Here is a 19162-nt window from a genome sequence, read left to right as displayed (position 1 = left end):
CCGGCTTTATATATACAATAGTAATTGATCAATCACTAACTAATAACAATTAAATCAAGATGAGTTATTCTAATGAAAAATGTCGCGCAAACGATCTCGACCGCCCATTCCATGAGTAATCGCCGCTGGTGGGCGCTCGTCGTGCTCGCCCTGGCTCAGTTCTTGGTCATCTTGGACGCTTCGATCGTCAACATCGCTCTGCCCACTCTGGGTACGGATTTACATCTGGATACGAATATGCTCAGTTGGATCATTACTGCTTATGTATTGCCCTTCGGAGGTTTGCTTCTCCTAGGCGGCCGATTGGCCGACCGGTTCGGGCATAGGCGGGTATTCCTTACCGGAGTCGCAGGTTTCGTCATCGCGTCGGCGGCAGCCGGATTCGCGACTTCCGGAGCGTGGCTGCTGGCCGCGCGTGCGATCCAAGGTGCTTCAGCGGCATTCCTGGCACCAGCCGCGCTCGCATTAGTAACAAAGCTTTTCTCCGAGCCGCAAGATCGGGCCAAAGCGCTTGGGATATGGGGCGCCGTAGCCGGCATAGGCAGCGCCGCGGGTGTTCTTCTAGGGGGCGTGCTCACCTCGGCTTTCGGTTGGTCCTCCGTATTCTTCGTCAATGTTCCTGTTGGCATTCTTGTCATCGCGGCGATCCCGGTTCTAGTGGCTAAGGATACTCTCGGTAAGCCGGTGAGCGTCGACTTGCCCGGCGCCGTAACCGTAACGGGCGGAATCGTCGCGCTTGTCGCCGCGTTATCCCAAGCGGAAGGAATGGGGTGGACCAGTCCGATAACTCTCATTCTAGGGGTGATTGCCGTTATCCTGCTTGCTGCATTTATCATAATCGAGAAACGCGCTTCGGCTCCTCTCGTACCGTTCGGTATCTTCCGTAATTCCGCGGTATTAGGAGGAAATCTCGCGATGCTGCTTATTGGCGGCGCGACGACGGCCCTGTTCTTCGCGCTCTCCGTATATATGCAGCAAATGCTGCAATACGACGCTCTTACCGCCGGACTTACGCAGCTTCCGCTTGCCGGCGCGCTGGTCGTCTTTGCCGGAGCAGTTCCGGCAATCATTAAGAAGCTTGGCACTAAGTGGACGCTTGCCGCCTCTCTCATGTTATTCGCGATCGGCTTGGTCTGGCTGTCCTTCGCGCCCAGCGACGCAACGTTCGCTGCGCATTTGCTTGGTCCAACAATGATTGTCGGAGTTGGGCTTGGAGGCGCCTTTGTCGCAGGCACCGAGCTTGCCGTTCATGGAGTGAACGGAAGCGAAGCGGGACTCGCCAGCGGCTTAGTCAATACGAGTCAACAAATCGGAGGCGCAATAGGACTGGCGGTCTTGGCTACCCTCGCGGCGTCCAGAACGAACGGGCTTTTGTCCTTGGGAAATAGCAACGCGGAAGCGTTAACCGGCGGATTCGCTTGGGTTTTCCTTGGAGCCGCCGCGCTGTCGCTTGCCGGTGCGCTGATCGTCATCTTCGTGCACCGAAGTAAGTGATTGATCAATTACACACAGAAGGAACGGTGAATCTATCATTATGCGGATAAAGATAAAGAGCAGGAAAGCAAAGATCGGCTTAGGCGTGCTTCTAGCCTTAACGATCCTGATCGGCGCAACGGTCGCATTCTATTTCTGGCAAATGCGCCTGCAGAAGCCTGCGGAAATCAACATGGCGGACCATATGCATCATGCGAGCCCGTCTTCGCATGCCGGCCATCATACGACTACATCAACTGGCACATCCTGCGAATCCCTAACGGCAACAGATAGCGATGCTCCCGTTCGCGATTTTGATCTGACAGCCGCTAGCGCCACGATCCGATTAGATAACGGGAAGACGGTGGATGCCTGGACGTTCAACGGCATATCTCCGGGACCGGAGCTTCGCGTCAAGGAAGGCGATCGGGTAAAGGTTACGCTGTATAACAAGGATATCGAGGATGGCGTAACGATTCATTGGCACGGCGTCGTCGTTCCCTGTTCGCAGGATGGCGTAGCCGGTGTGACTCAAGATGCGGTAATGCCGGACGAACGGTTCACGTACGATTTTATCGCTACGGTTCCGGGCACGTATTGGTACCATTCCCATCAGATGAGCTCGATTCAGGCGGAGAAGGGGCTGATCGGACAGTTCATCATTGAGCCTAAAACCGATCCGTACGCCGTGGATCGCGATATGGCTGGTCTCTTGCAGAAGCTGGGTTCTCAATACGTATTCAATGGCATGACGCAAGGGTTGATCGTGCCGGGCAAAGCCGGGGATACCGTGCGGCTGAGATTGACCAACGGGGCGAACGATACGTTGGAGATGGGTGTCGCAGGAGCGCCGTATCGGATCGTAGCCATGGATGGCAACGACATTCATAAGCCTGGATTGCTTGAGGGCAAGAGCTTCAATATCGGTGCGGGCCAGCGATATGATTTACTGATTCAACTCCCAGTGCAAGGTAAAGTCGTAGTAGGCAGCACGTCCGAGGATAGCCTCAAGGTGACGTTGGGCATCGGGGCAGAGCCCGTGACTACGGCAAGCGGCGACTTATTTTCTTTCCTCGACTACGGCTCGCCTGTACCCGGCGATAAAGTCGATTCGCTTACTATCGACAAGTCGTTCGAGCTGAAGCTGGGACAGAATGTTTTTGCCAAATCGATCAACGGGAAATCCTTTCATGAAATTCCTCCCATGAACGTAAAGGAAGATGAACATGTCCGAATTACGGTATCCAACGAAGGCGGAGGCGATCACCCTTTTCATCTCCATGGCCATACGTTTCGGTTATTAAGCAAGAACGGCGAACCGGTAAAGGGGAGTCCGATCTACCTCGATACGATACTGACGAAGAAAGACGAGACATACGAGCTGTATCTGGTTACCGATAATCCCGGCTTGTGGATGGCGCATTGCCATAATCTCATGCATGCATCGATGGGAATGAGCATGATGCTCAATTACGAAGGAATCACGACGGATTATCGGGTAGGAACGAAGTCGGGCAATCTGCCGGATCTATAATTTTCATAAAAAGAGGAGAGATACGATATGCGAAAAGCGTTGGTAGTAAGAGCGGGGAGCGCGATAGGCCGCGCATTGATCGAAAAGCTGGTGGCACAAGGAACGGAAACGGTGGCATTCTCCGGATCGGATCGTAAGCTGGGCAGAATGAAGGAGACGTACGCGCAGGTTCCCGGCTTTCATACGGTATCCGGAAAAGCTCGGAACGCCGATGACCTTGCACTTGCAGCGGAAGGCGTCGACGTGATCTTCTATGGCGTCTACTTGACCTATGATGATAAACCCGAGGCCGTAAACCGGATTACGCGTGCTGTCGTAGATGTTGCGGCTCGAACCGGCGCCAAGGTAGTCAGGATTGAAGGGAACTATTGTCCGATCGAGGATAGCAGCCATATGGACGGGCCGAATATGTTGCGAATCCAAAGTCCGGAGCTATACGGAGCCTTCGCTAAAAATACGTTCGTCCATTACACGTTAAAGAAAATCGCCCAAGCCAAACCCGTAAATCTGCCGGGCCGCCCATCCGCGCAAAGAGAGTACCTCTATATCCCGGATGCCGCGAGCCGGATTATCGATCTGGCATCCCGGGATTCAGCGTTCGGCGGGAGCTGGAAACTAAACAGCGGGGCTACGATTTCCGTGGAGCGGCTGGCCGCGATTGCCGGCGAGGCAGTTGGAATACAGCCTCATCTCAAGCCAATCGGTGGATGGAAGTTACGTTTACTTTATAGGTTCGACAGACGCGCAAGCCAATTGTTGAACCGTTATGAAGGCATCGACCAGCAGATACCGGATAACAGTCTGGCATATGACGGATACGCTCCGGTCACTCCCTATGAGATCGGAATCGCGGAAACGATACGGGGGATGTTAGCGAAATAAAAATAGGTAGAAAATCCGCGGAATTTAAAAGAAAAAGGACCGTCCGAAGACGGTCTTTTCTACCCGAGAGGCGCTATTCCAAACCAGAACCGTATCCCGCGCCTCCGGCAGCTTGTATATTACAGGCTACCGGATCGGGTAAGGGATACGTTCAACATCTGATTACTAATGTTGACGCACCTCCTTTCCTGTAAAGCCATAGTAGCACAGACCGGGAAGAAAATCTACTATATTATCAGAATTATCAGATAATTAATTTTTAATCCCGAGTGAGAAAGCAAACAACCCGTTTACGAGGTACGAACCTTGGGGACGGGTTATTTTCGGTTGAAGTATCCATTACTCTCTCTTAGGCAATAAAAGAAGTAATAGCTTATTTAAGAGAGGAATGATAGTATGCATGCGATGTGGAAAGGGACTATTCAGATAGCCAAATTTCAGATCCCTATCAAGCTGTATGCCGCCACGGAGGATAAGGAAATATCGCTTAAGACAACCCACACGGCTTGCGGAGGTTCGATTTCTCATCTGAAATTCTGCCAAGCTTGCGATTCGAAAGTAGAGATGGACGAAATCCGAAAAGTCTATGATCTAGGCGGCGGCAACTTCGTGGAAATCTCCGATGAAGAGCTTAAAGGAATATCTCCGCAAGCCTCCAAGACGATGATCATCGAACAGTTCGCCGATGAGACGGAGATTACCCGGATGCGGTTGAAGAAACATTATTATATGGGGACCGACGAGGTGGGGGAGGAGGCTTTTCGTTTATTTCATGCCAGTCTTCTCCAATCGAAGAAGATCGGGATCGGATACCTTACGCTCCGTTCCGTTCAAAGCCTGGCGGCGGTGTGGCCGTCAGAAGAAGGATTAGTTCTGTCGACTATGCTCTACGAGGATGAAATCCGGCCGATGGAACGAATAAACGCGCCGGTTCATCCGTCTAGATCCGAGGTGTCCGAGGCCCATATGTTCGTTTTCAACCAATTGATTCAAGCGATGTCCGCCAAGTTCGTGGGATCCAACTACGGAAATAAATACGACGAAGCGCTCAGATCCCTGATCGAGAATAAAATCACGAAACTGGCGCCGAGAGAAAAAGTCGCGGAACAGCCGCTGCTGCAGCGGAACGCGAATCTAGAAGATTTGTTATCGTCGCTGACCACAAGTCTGGATTACGTCAAGAACGAGAACGACGCGTTTACACAGTCCGATTTTAACCAAACCCATTAATTGCCTCACGAATACTTAAATACGATCCGGAGCAGTTTGTCGTTAATCGTCGTCCGGGAGTAGTCCTCGTACGAATAGCTAAAGCCGGAGAGCCCCTTCTGAGCCGCGAAAGCTTTCTTCATGTCGGATTTAATCGTCGTGCCTCGCGTGTAACGGATGACCAGTTCCTTTTTACGATTCGCAACGGCGTCTTGAATATTACTTGTAAGGTCTTGTAAACTCGTCGCCGTGTAAGCATCCGCGAGATAGAGGTAACCAAGTTGCTCGTAAAGCTTGTCATAGAACGATGATTTGGACGAATCGGATACGGAGAGCGATGCGAGCGACTGATCATAAGGGGTAACCGCCCTTGGAATGTGAGTTGACGGGGTCCACTTATGGTCCGGTCGAATCTGTGCATCGGTCAGGTTGTAGTAGTTGTATACGGTTCGTCCTGCGACGTCCGGAACGGGATCATCCCATGTCGTGTCCAGATGGTACCATTTGCCGCCGATCTGGACGAGATTCCACGTGTGGGAGATGCCCCGAGACGTTCCTTCCATAATCTTGACCGGAATACCGGCCTGCTTCATCATTTCGTAGGTAAGCAAGGCGTAACCTTGGCACACAGTCTTTCCCTTCGAGATCCCATCATAGGCGGAATGCGAGATAAGGCGCGTATCATAGGCGATGTTCGTTACAATCCAGTCATGGATCGCCTTCACTTTCTGATGATCGTTCATGCCTTTGGTCAATATTTTGCCAAGCACTTGGGCAACGCGCTTCTTTACCTCATTCGTCTGGGGCAGCGTTTCCCAGTACGTGAAGCTGAAATCTATCTTTGCTTTGTTCCCGCTCATCGTAGATCGATAGCCGTACGTCTTTACGATATAGTGCAAGTAATCGTCCGAGTAAACGGCAGCATCCAAAGTGTCTCTGATGTCTTTCTTCAATGAAGCTTCTTTGCCTGTATATGTAACCTCAAGGGTACCGAGGCGCTGGCTTATCGCGCGAACGATTTCCTTCCGGAGATGGTCTATCGAGGTCGTATTTACTGCTGCAGACACGGACTCAGAAGGACCTAACTGTGGCGCGACGGAAAGAGACCCCAATAGAACCGCTAAAGCGAGCGCTATTTTCACTCCTGCTCTCATAACCTTCCCATCCCCTCTCAGCTGTTAAAAGTAAAAAAGACTCTGATCCCAGAGTCTTGCCGATTATCGTGTATTCCGACTATATCATACGCAAATGGATAAATCGAGTACTGGAAGGCTATTGGCAAATACCCTAGCTAAAATGATAAAATCCCCCTATAGGAAGGGGGGAACGCGATGACGAGAGTCGCTGGTATTCCAACCTCGCGTATGGCCAATTTCATTCGATTTCAAAGGGATCCGCTCGGGTTCCTCGTAGACGCATTGCCGATGGGAGACGTTGTTTCGCTGCGTACGAGCTCGTTCCGGCCTACTTATGTCGTAAATTCCCCGGACTTCGTCCAGGAAATCCTCGTTCATCAAGAGCAGCACTTCCGCAAGGGAAGAAGCTCGGACGTTCTGCGCAGGACGATAGGAGACGGACTGCTCACTTCGGAACACGCGGTTCATCGGCAGCAGAAACGTTACTTAATGCCGGTATTCTATAAGGAACGAATTCAAGCCTACGCCCAGATTGTGCAGGAGGAAACGGAAAGGCTTGCCGATTCCCTGAAGGATGGGGTTCCCGTCGCCATGCATGAGCTTATGATGCAGCTGACATTGGGAATAATCGCGCGCAGCTTGTTCCAGACCGAGCTTGATGAGGATAAGGCAGAGCTTGCGGACGCGGTTGACGTCACGATTCGCCATACGGCAAGTACGATATTCTCGCCGATCATTGTGCCTTTTGCCATTCCGACACCCGGAAACGTCAAACATAAAAAGGCGATCCGGACGCTGGAAGCGATGATCTACGAGGCCATCTCCAAGGCGAGACGGAATCCAGAAGAATATTCCGATAGCATGCTTGGCTTGCTGCTGGATACGAAGGACGAATCCGGACAGGCTCTGTCCGATCAAGAAATCCGCGATCAGATGATGACGATGCTGCTCGCCGGACACGAGACGACGGCCAATGCATTGGTATGGGCTTGGTGTTGCTTGGAGCGATCTCCCGATACTGTGCATCGACTGCATGGGGAACTCGACCGAATTCGGGCGAGTGAAGAGGACTCAGGCAAACCGTTGCCGGCTTACGAGCGATATCGGGAGATGGATTATACGAAGCAGGTCGTGCAAGAGACGTTAAGGCTCTTCCCTCCGGCATGGGCGATTCTTCGCGAGTCGGAGCGGGAGCTTATTATGCTCGGTGACCGGTTCCCTGCAAACAGCAGCTTTCTTATTAGTCCTTACGCGATTCATCGCAACGACGGCGTGTTCGGGGATGCCTCCGCGTTTCGCCCGGAGCGTTTCGACGGAGGAACGTCCCAATGGGCGAGATTTGCTTATTTTCCGTTCGGGGGAGGCTCCAGGGGCTGCATCGGTTCGCAGTTCGCGTTGCTGGAGGGGGGCTTAATAATGGGAACGTTGGCCGGAAGGTTTGAGTTCGCTTCGCTTCCCGGGCAAGGCGAAGAAAAGCCGGAACCGCTCGTTTCCTTGCGAGTGAAGAACGGCCGTTGGATGGTTCCGAGGAGCAGATAGACGTAGACCCGACCTCGCGAGGTCGGGTTTCTTGATGCTGCAATAACCTCAGATCAATGGATGTCGCATTTGTTCTGTATGAAATGAATCTGATTCTCCAACCGATTCTTAATCTCGTTCGTCTCCTCCGACAGTCCGTCGCCGCCGTTCCCGATGAGCTGCTCTAGCTCCTGCTTTAATTGATGCAGGTCATCGCCAGCGTTCGAGCAGTCGTAGTTGCTTTCTAACTGATTCAGCAAGCTGGACGCCATCCTCTCCGCCGTTTATTTGTTCCCGGATTTGTTGCCTTTCTTATCAGAGGTTCGGGTTGTCGTGTTCTTGTTTGCGTGTCCTTGTTGTTTAGACAATTTCAATTCCTCCTTCATTGAAGAGATACGGGATATTGTTTGTGGAAAAAGTTCCGGTTATTCGTTGAGGAGCGGCATCCGTAAATCCGTACAGTTCATGAAGTCGGATGTGCGAGTAGCGAAGAGTGAGGCAGGAAGCCATGAACGAAGCGAACATTATCCATGCGGAAAAACGGGGATTCCGCGGAAGAGTTCGGCGCCTTGGTTAAAGAAGGGGACGCATTCGTTATCCGGTAAGACGGCGGGCATATCGGAGAAATCACTCATGCCCCTCTCGCGATGGCGGACCGTAGTTCCGTTATCCACTAAGATTTGCGCTGAATGCTCGTGCATCGGACCCAGGTTCCGTTATTCGTCTAAATTGGTTCCCAGAAACCTGCTATTCCTCGGAATAACGGAACTACAGTCCGGAAGTGGCGCCAAATACGTTGTTTTCGACAAGATAACGGATCTCCTGTCCGCTCAGAAACATTGGCATCCCCTCAACCCTCTACCATTGCAAGCTACCAAATGTATGTCCGCCGCCGCCGGCGGACCGTAGTTCCGTTATCCACTAAGATTTGTGCTGAATGCTCGTGCATCGGACCCAGGTTCCGTTATTCGTCCAAATTGGTGCCAAGCAACCTGCTATTCCTCGGAATAACGGAACTACAGTCCGGAAGTGGCGCCAAATACGTTGTTTTCGACATGATAACGGATCTCCTGTCCGCTCAGAAACATTGGCATCCCCTCAACCCCATACCCTTGCATGACCTACAGCTTGAGCTTGTACGTCCTAACTCGCTCATGACCGCTGGCTATATCAAGCAACTCTAATTCGACCATCCTATGTAAGACGCGCCGGGCATGTCGATCGCTCACCCTAAGATGCGATGCAAGCTCCAGCGGCGTAAATGGACGCAACAATCGTCGAGCAAGACGAATTGTTTCGGCCTCCAACCATGATAATGAAGCGGGAACATCGGAGGCGATAAATTTACCTATAAAGGAGAGAACGAGTTGCTGGCACTGCTTGGGTTCATCGGTAATGGAAGGGTAAGCGACCGGAAGAAACGTCCACCCATCAAGCGATAACAAACAGTGGCGGTTGCAAAGATCTTTAAAGCGCTTCACATCAAGATCTCTGGCATGGGATCCGTAACCCTGAATCTCGATCCCTCCTTTTGCGCCTCCGGGCATATAGGCTAGATCCAAGTAACGATATCCATTATTGAAATCACGCACCTCCCATTCCGGCTTCAAGTGCTCGAAATGACCGATTATGGGAAACCATACGGAACGAAGGAACTCGACCGTTCCATGGCCAAGTCCTTTCAGAAGCCATTCTCTCCTTCTATGATTCGGGTCCTCTACAATATTGGACTGCAGCCATTGTTCATACTTTTGCTCGAAAAGGGACAATTGAAATCCTCCTACTCGCTAAATTATCTCTAGGAATGAATAAACGCCGCTTCCGAACAACGCACCCCAAAATACTCATTAGGGTGGTTGAATAGAAGCGGCGTGTTCTTCACGACCTATACAGCCAGTATATCGCAAGCCATTCGCTCCAGCAACGGTGAGCTTTCGAAGGAGCATTGCCAAGAAAGGGAATAATAACTAGAATCAATTCAGGAACATTAGCTTGCTTTGACTTGAAGGGAGTAGGAATAGTGGAAACTGCATTAATCGGGAGCATCATCTCGGCCATGGCCACCGTGCTAGGGGCGGCTCCTATTTTCTTCATTAAAGAACTATCGGAGAAATCGAAGGATATTCTCATCGCCTTTACGGCGGGAATCATGGTGTCTGCTTCAACGTTCGGTTTGATGCCTCAGGCCATCAAGGAATCCGACATTATCGGCTTAACCGTGGGCATATTACTGGGGATCGTGATACTGGATTTAATCGAGAAGAACATTCCTCACATCGACGTAGAGAACGATAGTCGCGTCAGCTCTTTCGATTCGAAGTCCCTGCTGGTGATCATCGCCCTCTTCATACATAATATTCCGGAGGGCTTGAGTACCGGGTTCAGCTATGCCAGCCAGAATGCAGGCTTAGGTCCGATGGTGGCCATCTCTATCGGTGCCCAGAACATTCCTGAGGGCCTCATCCTGGCCGTCTTCTTGATCAATTCGAAGGTAAGCAAATGGAAATCCTTCGCCATCGTATTCCTGACAGGCTTAATGGAGGCCGTTTCGGCGATCATTGGTTACGCGACGGCAAGCGGAATCCAGAACCTGATCGGCTTCGGTCTGGCCTTCGCCGCGGGCGCCATGTTGTTCATCGCATACAAGGAATTGATTCCCGAGAGCCATGGGCACGGTTATGAACGACCCTCGACCTATTCATTTATTTTCGGGATGTTGATGATGGTCTATATTAGCCATTGGTTCGGATGAATGTCGACCGCTGGCTGTGGAGGAATAACGGATGAAATTGTTCCAGATCAAATCAAATCCGCAGGGAATCGACCTTATGGAGCGATTCCTCGCGGACAATTACGTGAGTATCGGATGGTCGGGGCTCGGAAATCTAGAGAACTCAGGCATCGACGATATTAGAGAGAGCTTAACCCGGGCCTATGGGGAACAGGGGCTAGAGGTGGATGGCCCAATCGAGGAGCTCAATGCTTTCGTGAATACGATGCAGGATGGGGATTATGTTCTGATCGGTCATGAGGATACAGTTTATCTGGGGGATCTCGGAGATTACTATTACGTCGAATCGTCCGATTCCGTTTTGAACGGAATGTGCCACCGTAGAGGAGTTACTTGGTTAACACGCATTCCACGGAGCGAGCTCAACGCCAGTGTACAGGAATTTCTTAACCATTCTTCGACGGTGAAGGAGTATGATTATCCAATTCCCCGTGCACAATTAGATCGTTGGTTATCGGCAAAAACTCAGGTCACGACGACGCACGCTTTCGCGGCAGACAATCGCCCTCAGGTTCAAATAGACAAGGATACGATTGTTGAAGCGCTCGAAATCTTAAAGAAAGCGATGCGAAGCGAAGATGCGGAAAGGCGCGAACGGGCAGCCGCTGCAATTCTACGATATGCCTCATTCCCTGATTCAACGGAAAAGCCGACCCTATAAGGTCGGCTTTATCGCTATCTCGGTCAATCGGTCGTGTATTTGTCGTGCTCGCCCAGTATTTCGCGGACGACGTTCCGAACCATTCTGACCTGGTCAGGGCGCTGGTACCTAAGCGTCGACAATATTTCCTGCAGATCGGTCTCGGATTCCGTGCGCTGCTCCTCTTCGTCCACGTAGGTGAACAATTGAGACAGGCTTACTTCAAGCGCGGCGGCGATCTTAGCGAGATTCAGAAGGGAAATATTTTTCTCTCCCCTCTCGATCTGGCCGATATAGGAATAATGAAAGCCCCCTTTTTCCCCGAGCAGCTCCTGAGACATTCCTCGTTCCTTCCGCAAGCTCCGTATGCGCTGTCCGACTAGCTTAAGAATATCGATATCCATCGTCCACACCTCTTTGACTCCAGTGTAGATAAATCCCGAGCAGGTTTACACGCGCCGTTGAATACAGAAAATGATAAAAACAGTACTAATAAATATTATTTTGAGTTACAATTGAGATGTATAGTAACAATTCGAGTTTCAATCTAGATTCATTGGTATTATTACCGGTTCTACCCGACATATACAAAGCTCCGTGAGTGAGGGGATAAGCATGCTGCTGCCACTGCTGAATTCTAAAGGGGAACATCGTTTGGTAGAAGCGCGGGAAATCAAGTTCATACAGACGGACGGGGCGGGGGAAATTGAATTTTACACTTACGACGAGAAATATAGGACGATATCCACCATCAAGGATATATCGTTGCTTCTGGAAGCAGCGGGGTTCATACGAGTGGACAGGGGGACGATTGTCAACTCAAGCAGCATAGATTCCTTCGACCCCTTGCTCAACGTTGCGAGGATTCGGACGATCGATAGCGTTGTCTTACTATCCGTTTCGGGGAAAATGCTTGGAAAAATAGAGCTTCGCGGCGATGGCGGAGTTTAGAATCCGCTTCATATGGCAAGTCTAGTAGAATGAACGATTCTACTAGAATAGGTGAAGGGAATGCTCTTATTGGGAATAGCCGGATTAATGACATCCATCGCATGCGCGGCTACAGTCGTTACCAGTAGGATGTCCGGCATGGGTAAAGCTTTAGGAATTGTCGTCGTGGTAATCGGGGTCCCTCTGGGCACCGCGGTCGGAACTGTCGCTTTCAGCGCAGGTGCATCTGAGGCAAATGCCGTTTCGATAGGTATCCTTGCAGGAGCACTTATCGTAATCTCAGGAAATATGGCTATTCGCAAACTGATCAAGAAAACTAAAATCCAACGTCCTTCCTAACTCGCATATATGATACGTAATGAAAAAAGACACTGGCCGTGTAAGGTCATTGTCTTTTCTATTATCATACGATCAGAAAGTATAATTTTATATGTCTTTACACTCATCAGACCGCTCGACACAAACGTATATCCCCGTCCTAAGGACGGCGAAAGCCGTTTATGCTTGTCCAATGACATCCCGTCGCAAAGTGAAGAGATCCTTCAGCTCGTCCGTCGAAAGCTCTGTGATCCAGCCCTCGGAAGAGGAGATGACGTTATCGCTTAGCTGCTGCTTGCTATCCAGCATCTCGTCGATGCGCTCCTCGAGCGTGCCGAGCGAGATAAATTTATGCACTTGTACGTCGCGGGTCTGTCCCATGCGGTAGGCGCGATCCGTCGCTTGGTTCTCGACGGCCGGATTCCACCAGCGGTCGAAGTGGAATACGTGATTCGCCGCGGTAAGATTTAGGCCAACGCCGCCTGCCTTAAGCGAGAGAATGAATACGTTTGGCTGGTCCGCCGAAGCGGGCTCTTCCTTTGATTGAAAAAGGTCGATCATACGATCGCGGGCGGTTTTGGACGTGCTGCCGTTCAAGTAGAGAACGGGTTCTCCAAGCTCCTGCTCCAGCACAAGCTTCAGCATCTGCCCCATGCCGATGTACTGCGTGAATATGAGGCAGCGGTCGCCTTCCTCCCGCAGCTCCTTGACCATGGCGAGCAAGCGTTCGAGCTTAGAGGACCGGCTGACTAGCGGTTCGGAATCGTCAATGATAGCTGGTATCTCATCCTTGGTAAGGAGCATAGGATGGTCGCAAAGCTGCTTAAGCTGCGTGAGCGCGGCGAGAATGGCACCCTTGCGTTCGATGCCCTCTAGCTTCTGCATTTTCTCCATCAGCTCATTGACGGTTTGTTCGTATAAGGCGCCTTGTTCCGTCGTAAGGTGAACATAAGTTTTCATTTCGTTCTTATCCGGTAAGTCGAGCTGAATCGCAGGATCCTTCTTCTTGCGGCGAAGCATGAACGGCTTGATCAGCTTCTGAAGGTCGGAAGTGAGCTGCTCGTCCCGGTCCTTCTCGATCGCGGCGGCGAAACGGTTGGTGAATTCACGGGAGCTGCCCAAGTAACCGGGATTGATGAAATCATACAACGACCAAAGCTCCGCCAATCGGTTCTCGATCGGCGTTCCAGTAAGCGTGATCCGGTGTTTCGCGGGAAGGCTTCGAACGACCGTCGACTGCTTCGTCTGTGCATTCTTGATATTCTGCGCCTCGTCGAGACTGATAGAGGTCCAAGTCAAGCCTTGCAACGTCTCTTGATCGAGAGAACAGGTGGCATAGGATGTCAGCACGACGTCCGCTTGCTTAGCCTCTTCGAGGAATGCTTCCCCGCTTAGCCGTCGGTTTCCGTAATGCAGCATGACTTTCAGCGAAGGAGCGAAACGTTCGATTTCTTTCTGCCAATTGCCTAGAACGGAAGTCGGGCAAACGATCAGGGAAGGGAGCCTGTTCGGATCCGACTCCGGAGTATTCTCCTTGATATGCAGCAGATACGCGATTAGTTGAACGGTTTTGCCCAGACCCATGTCATCCGCCAAGCAGGCTCCTAGACCAAATCGGCGCAGGAAAGCAAGCCAGGCATAGCCTTCTTGCTGATAGGCCCGCAGCTCTGCCCGAAGTCCGTAAGGGACGGGCAGCTTCGGATGCTCTGTCTGCTGGTTGAGCTGCCCGATGAGCTTGATCAGATGCTCGTTCAGCTCCACCTCTAGCTTGATACGTTCCGCAAGCTCGGCTTCCTGTTCCGCCGAATTGCCCTCCGTCTCCGCGAATGTTCCTTCTCCTCCGAGCAGGTGGAGCTGGAGTACGTCCTGGAAGGAAAGGCCTTGCCGCTTGTCCACGGATGCCATCGCTTTGCGAATTTGAGCGAGCAAAGCAGGATCAAGCTGAATCCATTCCCCGCGAAAACGAACCAACCTCGCGTTGCGCGCGACGAGCTCGGCGAACTCCGCTTCGGATAGGTCGACTTCGCCGATCGCGATTCGCCAGTTGAAATCGATAATCGAATCAAGACCGAACAACGAGCCGCCTGTCCGCGATCCTTCGCCGGAGCTAACCTTGGCCCGAAGCCGCGGCTTCTTGCGGCTGGCGGTTTCCCACCAAGCGGGCAGAAGCACTTGCCAGCCTGCTTCAAGCAGCCGTTGGCTGTCCGCGGTCAAGAATCTCCATGCGGCTTCATCATCCAGAAGGTTGGAGAGGATATTATCGCGATCATGGCTTAGCCTATCGGGAGGCAAACTCGCCCGCAATCTCTCCAACCAGCTGTTCGAACGCAGTCTGACATGCGCCGTCCAGGAACTCGGCCAAGAGCCGAAAACATCGCCATCCTCCGCAAGCCGCGCGGGGAATATCGCCGCCGCGTCCCGCTTATCCTGCAGGACAAGCTGAAGCCGCCATGCCTCTTCCCCGTCGCTCGGCTCCAGTAGCTGCAGAGCGGGCCGAAAGGGAGCATTGTCTGCTTTCCAGCCTATTACGATCAACCATTCCTTCTCGTCAAGACCCGTATCCGTCGTGTTGTTCCGAGCGAATAATAACGGAAATTCCCTTCGTAAATCCGAAGCCGTTGCTTCCGAACCGTAATGTGCGTGGAAGACCGACGCAGAGAACGCGGCCCTCAACCCATCGACAGCATCGGCGTCTTCCTCGTCTACGTCTAACGCGGCCTGTTCATCCGTTTCCAAAGCTTCCTCATCCCAAGTCCATAGCAGTTTGCCTGTTTGGAAGGCAGAATAGCTTGGGAGATATTGCTTCTCTCTAAGAAATTCGGCCAGCTTGGGTGCAAGCTTCACGAGAAGCCGAGCGGCAAAATTGTCCCATGTCCATTCGATATGTTGGAGCCGTTTAGCTTCCGCGAAGAAGGAGATGACCATCTCCGCAGGAAGGAGGACAAGCTCTAGTCCTTGGATATGGCGGACCTCCAGCTCGGTTCCGTAGAAGGATTCTTCATGCCAAGCGAACAAGCTCTGTTTTAGCAAAACGCCGGAAGCGTGAGTGTGTTCATTGAAAGAGCCGTGGATAAGCGCATTCCCTTGCCGGTCGAAAAGGACTTGTATGCTGATCGTTTCCGTATGTTTTCTCGTTGTCATGGCACCAATTTCCCTTTCCGAAGTTCCTCCTGCAGCGCGCGAAGCCGGCTGTTACGGCTGATGAAAGAAGCAAGGAAGTGCTCCCAACGCGGCTCCTGCTTTAACTTCTTGTATAGCTTGGCCAGACGCTTCATGAGCTTGACCGCCGCTTTGTAGCCATCCCTGTTTTTAATCAGCACATATCGTTCCACTGCCTGATGGTAGAAGGGGAGCAGAATCTCCGGCGCATTCTTCTCCAGGGGATGCAGATCGGTCACCCGGAAATCCATGGGGTCGCTGTTTATGCTGAGGTGATAATCCATCCAACGCTCCCATTTGCCGTTAGCAAGCAATTTCTCTTCATACAGTGCACGCGTATGCGGCAGCAAGGAGACGAAGGTGTCCCACATTAGAGATTCAACTTCGGGCAGATGATGAACGGCCAGCTCCCAGAAGTCCGTATAAGGACGAATGCTCGCATTACGCCGAAGGTTGAGCAGCGGAGTGATCTCTACGAGCCACTGCGTTAGACGCTTCCACTGCCCGGATTGCGAGAGATGGGCTAAGAAAGGCGTTAACGAGTCGGATGGAATATTGGAGATCTCGTTGGCTTCGGTAAGCAGCCTGAGAGCTTCTTGATCGTTGGTTTGATATTGATACATGGCGGCTTGCGCCACTCTTCGCGCTAAGGGAGACAAAGACTGCCCAGCATCGCCGGAGGCGCGTTCCAATTGGAGCAGTTCCTCGGAATAAATAGGAAACGCATCTTGGGTCGCGGGATGTATCCATTGGCTCCAGATGGCTTGGTAATGCGACAGGAAATAGTGGTTATTGTTCGTTTCCGCCAGCATTTCGTTGCGCAAATAGGTTAAAGTCTGTTCGACCAGCTGTTCGTTGGACTGCTTTGCAGCCATGGTTGCCGCGTTCGCGATGGATTGCCCGATAGACTCCTGTAAATCGGAAGCCGCGTGATGCGTGTGAAAAGCCAAATAAGAATACACGTATCCCGACTGGTCCTGCGGTTGTTTCGTAAGCTTCGACAGGACGAACAACTGCGCGTGCAACGCATACAGCTGCTCAAGATTATCCGGGAGCGAAGGCTTCATTCGGAGAAGAGATTTCAGCGAATCGTGCACGAACTGCGTATTCCTCGAGCCCTGCGTCAGCGATTCGTTTCGGAGCTCGAATAGCTCATGCCATTGGGCGATGCTCATCTCGGGTATGCGTTGGGCTTGCTCCTTCAGCAGTCTTTCGTTCTCCGCCGCTTTCTTTTCCGCCAGCTGTTTTGCTTGGTTGTAGGATTTGGCATGGGAGGGTTTAGGATCCGGTCTCGACATCGCAGTCATCTTGGCGTTCACGAGCGTATGGACCGATCGATTATGCATGTCCGCGTATTTCAATATCACGGCGAACATATGCTTGCAGAAGCCGTTAACCGGACAGTCGCAGTAGCTTGCGGTGAAGAAATCGAGGTTGATTTCTACGAAGTAGCGCTCGGTTCCTTCCACTTGGGCTTTCACATATCGTTGTGACGGTAACGTGAGCTTTACGACCCGGCCTTGCTTATAGTATTGAAACCCTCTGCTCAAGGTAACGTCGTCAAAATTATCCGCAACATCCTGGACAAGTAAATTCCACTGATCTTCGTCCAAGTCGTAAGTAGGTATCATAAGCAATATCTCCTATGGATTTTACATGATTACGATTTCGTTTTCGGGTTCTATCCCATTTAAGTATAGCATTTCTTCATAGCGATGAAATCAGCTGCCGGGTTGACACAAAATAAAGAATGCTTTAATTTAGTTGTCCGCTTATGACATCCTTGTGGCAGTTTGAACTCTTGTGGGGCTTCGTTACGGGACTCGGTACGGGCATGATGGCTAACGTGCTCGGCGTAACGGTCGCCAATCAATGGTTCGCGAAAGACTCAACCGTCCGTTTAGCCAAAGCCTAAATCAATAAAATCCACGCGTTAGCGCGGGGTGCAAACACTCAATCCATATGGAAGTCTCCTGAATAAGCTGTGGTACAAGTCATAGCTCAGGAGGTGAAATGATGTCATCGTTTCAATTGAACGGAATCGTCGGAGGCAAGTGCGCGATCGCTGTCGCTCCCCGCAGAACGATCCTTCTTCAGCAAATCGTTATCGATGTGCAAAACAGGCAGAGTCTCATTCTTAAAGACCTTAACTTCGAGTTTGACAACGATGCTTTCGCGATCAAAATAGAAGCCCCGCCGTCTCCGGGCATATTCATCGCCGGTGGAGGAAGCGGCGAGCTGACGCCTAACAGGGTTCTTTTCCGTAATAATACAGGAGACGGAGTACGAATCTTCTTCCTTGTCAGCGCGATCAACCGGGCAAGAAACACGCGCTCCTTAAGCCGTTCCGACAGCTGGCACATGACTCTTCTGCGGAGGTGAAAGGCATAATTCCATTGTCACTTTAAGAGCTTCATGCTATATTAGTCTCAATATTAACAAGACACGGAAGCACCGTGCTTGCAGAAGCCTTATTTCTGCTTGCACGGTGTTTTTTGTTGTCCAAGGAGGCAATTCGGATGTATGCAAAGGTAAATTATCCAAAAGGAAAAATAACGAAGGAGTGGTCGGATCGGGCATTTGCCCCGCTTATCGATTACTTGGAGAAATTCTGTCCCGAGGATAAGGACAAAATCATGGTCTGTTTGACATTCATGGGAAACGAGGAAGGGAAGTTTCATTACAAGCACAGGGTCAATAAGTCTTATATCGTTTTCGATCAGGAGGGAGCTTTGGTTTCGTTGAATGAGGGTGCTTTGAATTTCGATTATAAGGAGCTGTTTCCCGAGCCTGTTATAAGGAAGCCTATCGAGGAAAGGTTTATACATCCGAACGCCATCCAATGGGTAGATCGAAACCTGAAGAGCAAGGTGGCGCGACGATATCGAGAAGAAATGCTAATCTTCTTGCAAGAGATCTGGGGGCTGCACGTCAATTATGATTATAGCGACTTGAAGGTGGGATATCCCGTTAGGAAACGTCGCGACAGCCGATGCTGCTTGTATGTATATCCTTCTAATTACGAAAAGCAGATCGTTTTTCAGGTGATCGGGGATGAGATCGTGGAGAGAAGCTGTACCCGGAAACAATATAATGATTATCTCTGGGAGAACAACTGGCTCACGTTGGAGGATTGGAAGGTTATTGGTTTTATCCGGGAGGATCTGGACTCCGAATCGCCGGATTTCCGCGAGTTCGTGGAGAGGATAATAGAAATTGCCGAATGGCGGGACCCCGTGTACGAGATCAATTATGCAGCGTTAAAGGACATGAATCTATAAACAGAGTGGAGTTGATGAAGTTGAGTCTAGGTATACAATTGGCGCATTTGTTCATCCAACATACTCTTCAAGCTCTTGATTATACGCATCTTGGCGTGCCGAAAATCAAATGAACCAAAGAAAGAGCGCCCCCGGGAGCGCTCTTTCTTTGTGCGCCTCACAGTCGCACAATCTAAGTGGTTCAAATCCACTCGGTAACTTTACCCTTTAAAGTGCCGTAGCCGAAGCAGAGGTCCTAACTCCAACAGGAGTAGGACTGGCAGGGTGTCT

18 protein-coding genes are annotated in these 19162 nt (G+C 51.2%); 12 read left to right on the top strand and 6 right to left on the bottom strand.

The genetic code is table 11. The features are described 5' to 3' along the window. The first annotated feature begins 72 nt into the window (after positions 1 to 72). The 4 genes from E2980_RS13225 to ku all read left to right on the top strand — a co-directional run bounded on the left by E2980_RS13225 (position 73) and on the right by ku (position 5119). On the top strand, positions 73 to 1494 hold the full coding sequence (locus E2980_RS13225; protein ID WP_135152656.1) for a DHA2 family efflux MFS transporter permease subunit: 1422 nt from the start codon (positions 73 to 75) through the stop codon (positions 1492 to 1494). 40 nt (positions 1495 to 1534) lie between these two features. Continuing rightward, positions 1535 to 3007: a multicopper oxidase family protein gene (locus E2980_RS13220; RefSeq protein ID WP_135152655.1), complete on the top strand. Its 1473-nt coding sequence runs from the start codon at positions 1535 to 1537 to the stop codon at positions 3005 to 3007. 27 nt (positions 3008 to 3034) lie between these two features. Further along, positions 3035 to 3889, top strand: coding sequence for an NAD(P)H-binding protein (locus tag E2980_RS13215; RefSeq protein ID WP_135152654.1), 855 nt, complete (start codon positions 3035 to 3037; stop codon positions 3887 to 3889). A 396-nt stretch (positions 3890 to 4285) separates the two neighbouring features. Then, positions 4286 to 5119: a non-homologous end joining protein Ku gene (gene ku, locus E2980_RS13210; RefSeq protein ID WP_135152653.1), complete on the top strand. Its 834-nt coding sequence runs from the start codon at positions 4286 to 4288 to the stop codon at positions 5117 to 5119. A gap of 5 nt (positions 5120 to 5124) precedes the next feature. Here ku and E2980_RS13205 read toward each other — a convergent pair whose 3' ends face one another. After that, a complete protein-coding gene (locus E2980_RS13205; protein ID WP_135152652.1) occupies positions 5125 to 6252 on the bottom strand; it encodes a transglutaminase domain-containing protein in 1128 nt (375 codons plus the stop codon). 177 nt (positions 6253 to 6429) lie between these two features. Here E2980_RS13205 and E2980_RS13200 point away from each other — a divergent pair, with 177 nt between their 5' ends. Then, a complete protein-coding gene (locus tag E2980_RS13200) occupies positions 6430 to 7773 on the top strand; it encodes a cytochrome P450 (protein WP_135152651.1) in 1344 nt (447 codons plus the stop codon). Positions 7774 to 7826: 53 nt separating this feature from the next. Here E2980_RS13200 and E2980_RS13195 read toward each other — a convergent pair whose 3' ends face one another. Both E2980_RS13195 and E2980_RS13190 read right to left on the bottom strand, forming a co-directional pair. After that, positions 7827 to 8012, bottom strand: a complete 186-nt coding sequence (locus E2980_RS13195) for a DUF2524 domain-containing protein (protein WP_135152650.1) — start codon at positions 8010 to 8012, stop codon at positions 7827 to 7829. Positions 8013 to 8873: 861 nt separating this feature from the next. Then, positions 8874 to 9521, bottom strand: a complete 648-nt coding sequence (locus E2980_RS13190) for a transcriptional regulator (protein WP_135152649.1) — start codon at positions 9519 to 9521, stop codon at positions 8874 to 8876. A 251-nt stretch (positions 9522 to 9772) separates the two neighbouring features. On the opposite strand from E2980_RS13190, the gene E2980_RS13185 reads away from it, so the two are divergent. Then, positions 9773 to 10504, top strand: a complete 732-nt coding sequence (locus E2980_RS13185; RefSeq protein WP_135152648.1) for a ZIP family metal transporter — start codon at positions 9773 to 9775, stop codon at positions 10502 to 10504. 31 nt (positions 10505 to 10535) lie between these two features. After that, positions 10536 to 11204 carry a hypothetical protein gene (locus E2980_RS13180; protein WP_135152647.1) on the top strand — a complete coding sequence of 223 codons (669 nt, stop codon included), beginning with the start codon at positions 10536 to 10538 and terminating at the stop codon, positions 11202 to 11204. Positions 11205 to 11227: 23 nt separating this feature from the next. Here the strand turns inward: E2980_RS13180 and E2980_RS13175 are convergent, their stop codons facing one another. Continuing rightward, entirely contained in the window at positions 11228 to 11587 is a 360-nt protein-coding gene (locus E2980_RS13175) for a helix-turn-helix domain-containing protein (protein ID WP_135152646.1), read from the bottom strand. Between the two features lie 211 nt (positions 11588 to 11798). On the opposite strand from E2980_RS13175, the gene E2980_RS13170 reads away from it, so the two are divergent. Both E2980_RS13170 and E2980_RS13165 read left to right on the top strand, forming a co-directional pair. Beyond that, on the top strand, positions 11799 to 12134 hold the full coding sequence (locus tag E2980_RS13170) for a LytTR family DNA-binding domain-containing protein (RefSeq protein WP_135152645.1): 336 nt from the start codon (positions 11799 to 11801) through the stop codon (positions 12132 to 12134). 138 nt (positions 12135 to 12272) lie between these two features. Continuing rightward, positions 12273 to 12473 carry a hypothetical protein gene (locus E2980_RS13165; RefSeq protein WP_135152644.1) on the top strand — a complete coding sequence of 67 codons (201 nt, stop codon included), beginning with the start codon at positions 12273 to 12275 and terminating at the stop codon, positions 12471 to 12473. Positions 12474 to 12632: 159 nt separating this feature from the next. On the opposite strand, the gene E2980_RS13160 is transcribed toward E2980_RS13165, so the two are convergent. Both E2980_RS13160 and E2980_RS13155 read right to left on the bottom strand, forming a co-directional pair. Further along, a complete protein-coding gene (locus E2980_RS13160; protein ID WP_135152643.1) occupies positions 12633 to 15593 on the bottom strand; it encodes a DEAD/DEAH box helicase in 2961 nt (986 codons plus the stop codon). Continuing rightward, positions 15590 to 17242 carry an SWIM zinc finger family protein gene (locus E2980_RS13155; protein ID WP_135152642.1) on the bottom strand — a complete coding sequence of 551 codons (1653 nt, stop codon included), beginning with the start codon at positions 17240 to 17242 and terminating at the stop codon, positions 15590 to 15592. The genes E2980_RS13160 and E2980_RS13155 overlap by 4 nt, the downstream gene beginning before the upstream one ends. 143 nt (positions 17243 to 17385) lie before the next feature. Here E2980_RS13155 and E2980_RS24235 point away from each other — a divergent pair, with 143 nt between their 5' ends. The 3 genes from E2980_RS24235 (at position 17386) to E2980_RS13145 (ending at position 18892) form a co-directional block, all read left to right on the top strand. After that, the gene (locus E2980_RS24235; RefSeq protein WP_205699971.1) at positions 17386 to 17526 is read left to right on the top strand and encodes a hypothetical protein; all 141 of its coding nucleotides are present in this window, start codon (positions 17386 to 17388) and stop codon (positions 17524 to 17526) included. A 101-nt stretch (positions 17527 to 17627) separates the two neighbouring features. Continuing rightward, positions 17628 to 17993 (top strand): hypothetical protein, encoded by a 366-nt coding sequence (locus tag E2980_RS13150; RefSeq protein WP_135152641.1) that lies wholly within the window; start codon positions 17628 to 17630, stop codon positions 17991 to 17993. A gap of 137 nt (positions 17994 to 18130) precedes the next feature. Next, entirely contained in the window at positions 18131 to 18892 is a 762-nt protein-coding gene (locus E2980_RS13145; protein ID WP_135152640.1) for a hypothetical protein, read from the top strand. The last annotated feature ends 270 nt before the right edge of the window (positions 18893 to 19162 follow it).

This window comes from Cohnella luojiensis (assembly GCF_004564235.1).
In the GTDB taxonomy this organism is placed as follows: domain Bacteria; phylum Bacillota; class Bacilli; order Paenibacillales; family Paenibacillaceae; genus Cohnella; species Cohnella luojiensis.
This window is presented reverse-complemented; position numbering and strand designations above follow the sequence as displayed.

Excerpts from the sequence above, each read along its gene's own strand:
- E2980_RS13205 (WP_135152652.1), bottom strand. The coding sequence starts at position 6,252 with ATGAGAGCAGGAGTGAAAATAGCGCTCGCTTTAGCGGTTCTATTGGGG.
- E2980_RS13165 (WP_135152644.1), top strand. The coding sequence starts at position 12,273 with ATGGGTAAAGCTTTAGGAATTGTCGTCGTGGTAATCGGGGTCCCTCTG.
- E2980_RS13175 (WP_135152646.1), bottom strand. The coding sequence starts at position 11,587 with ATGGATATCGATATTCTTAAGCTAGTCGGACAGCGCATACGGAGCTTG.
- E2980_RS13200 (WP_135152651.1), top strand. The coding sequence starts at position 6,430 with ATGACGAGAGTCGCTGGTATTCCAACCTCGCGTATGGCCAATTTCATT.
- E2980_RS13170 (WP_135152645.1), top strand. The coding sequence starts at position 11,799 with ATGCTGCTGCCACTGCTGAATTCTAAAGGGGAACATCGTTTGGTAGAA.
- E2980_RS24235 (WP_205699971.1), top strand. The coding sequence starts at position 17,386 with ATGACATCCTTGTGGCAGTTTGAACTCTTGTGGGGCTTCGTTACGGGA.
- E2980_RS13215 (WP_135152654.1), top strand. The coding sequence starts at position 3,035 with ATGCGAAAAGCGTTGGTAGTAAGAGCGGGGAGCGCGATAGGCCGCGCA.
- E2980_RS13220 (WP_135152655.1), top strand. The coding sequence starts at position 1,535 with ATGCGGATAAAGATAAAGAGCAGGAAAGCAAAGATCGGCTTAGGCGTG.
- E2980_RS13160 (WP_135152643.1), bottom strand. The coding sequence starts at position 15,593 with ATGACAACGAGAAAACATACGGAAACGATCAGCATACAAGTCCTTTTC.
- E2980_RS13150 (WP_135152641.1), top strand. The coding sequence starts at position 17,628 with ATGTCATCGTTTCAATTGAACGGAATCGTCGGAGGCAAGTGCGCGATC.
- E2980_RS13180 (WP_135152647.1), top strand. The coding sequence starts at position 10,536 with ATGAAATTGTTCCAGATCAAATCAAATCCGCAGGGAATCGACCTTATG.
- E2980_RS13155 (WP_135152642.1), bottom strand. The coding sequence starts at position 17,242 with ATGATACCTACTTACGACTTGGACGAAGATCAGTGGAATTTACTTGTC.
- E2980_RS13145 (WP_135152640.1), top strand. The coding sequence starts at position 18,131 with ATGTATGCAAAGGTAAATTATCCAAAAGGAAAAATAACGAAGGAGTGG.
- ku (WP_135152653.1), top strand. The coding sequence starts at position 4,286 with ATGCATGCGATGTGGAAAGGGACTATTCAGATAGCCAAATTTCAGATC.
- E2980_RS13225 (WP_135152656.1), top strand. The coding sequence starts at position 73 with ATGAAAAATGTCGCGCAAACGATCTCGACCGCCCATTCCATGAGTAAT.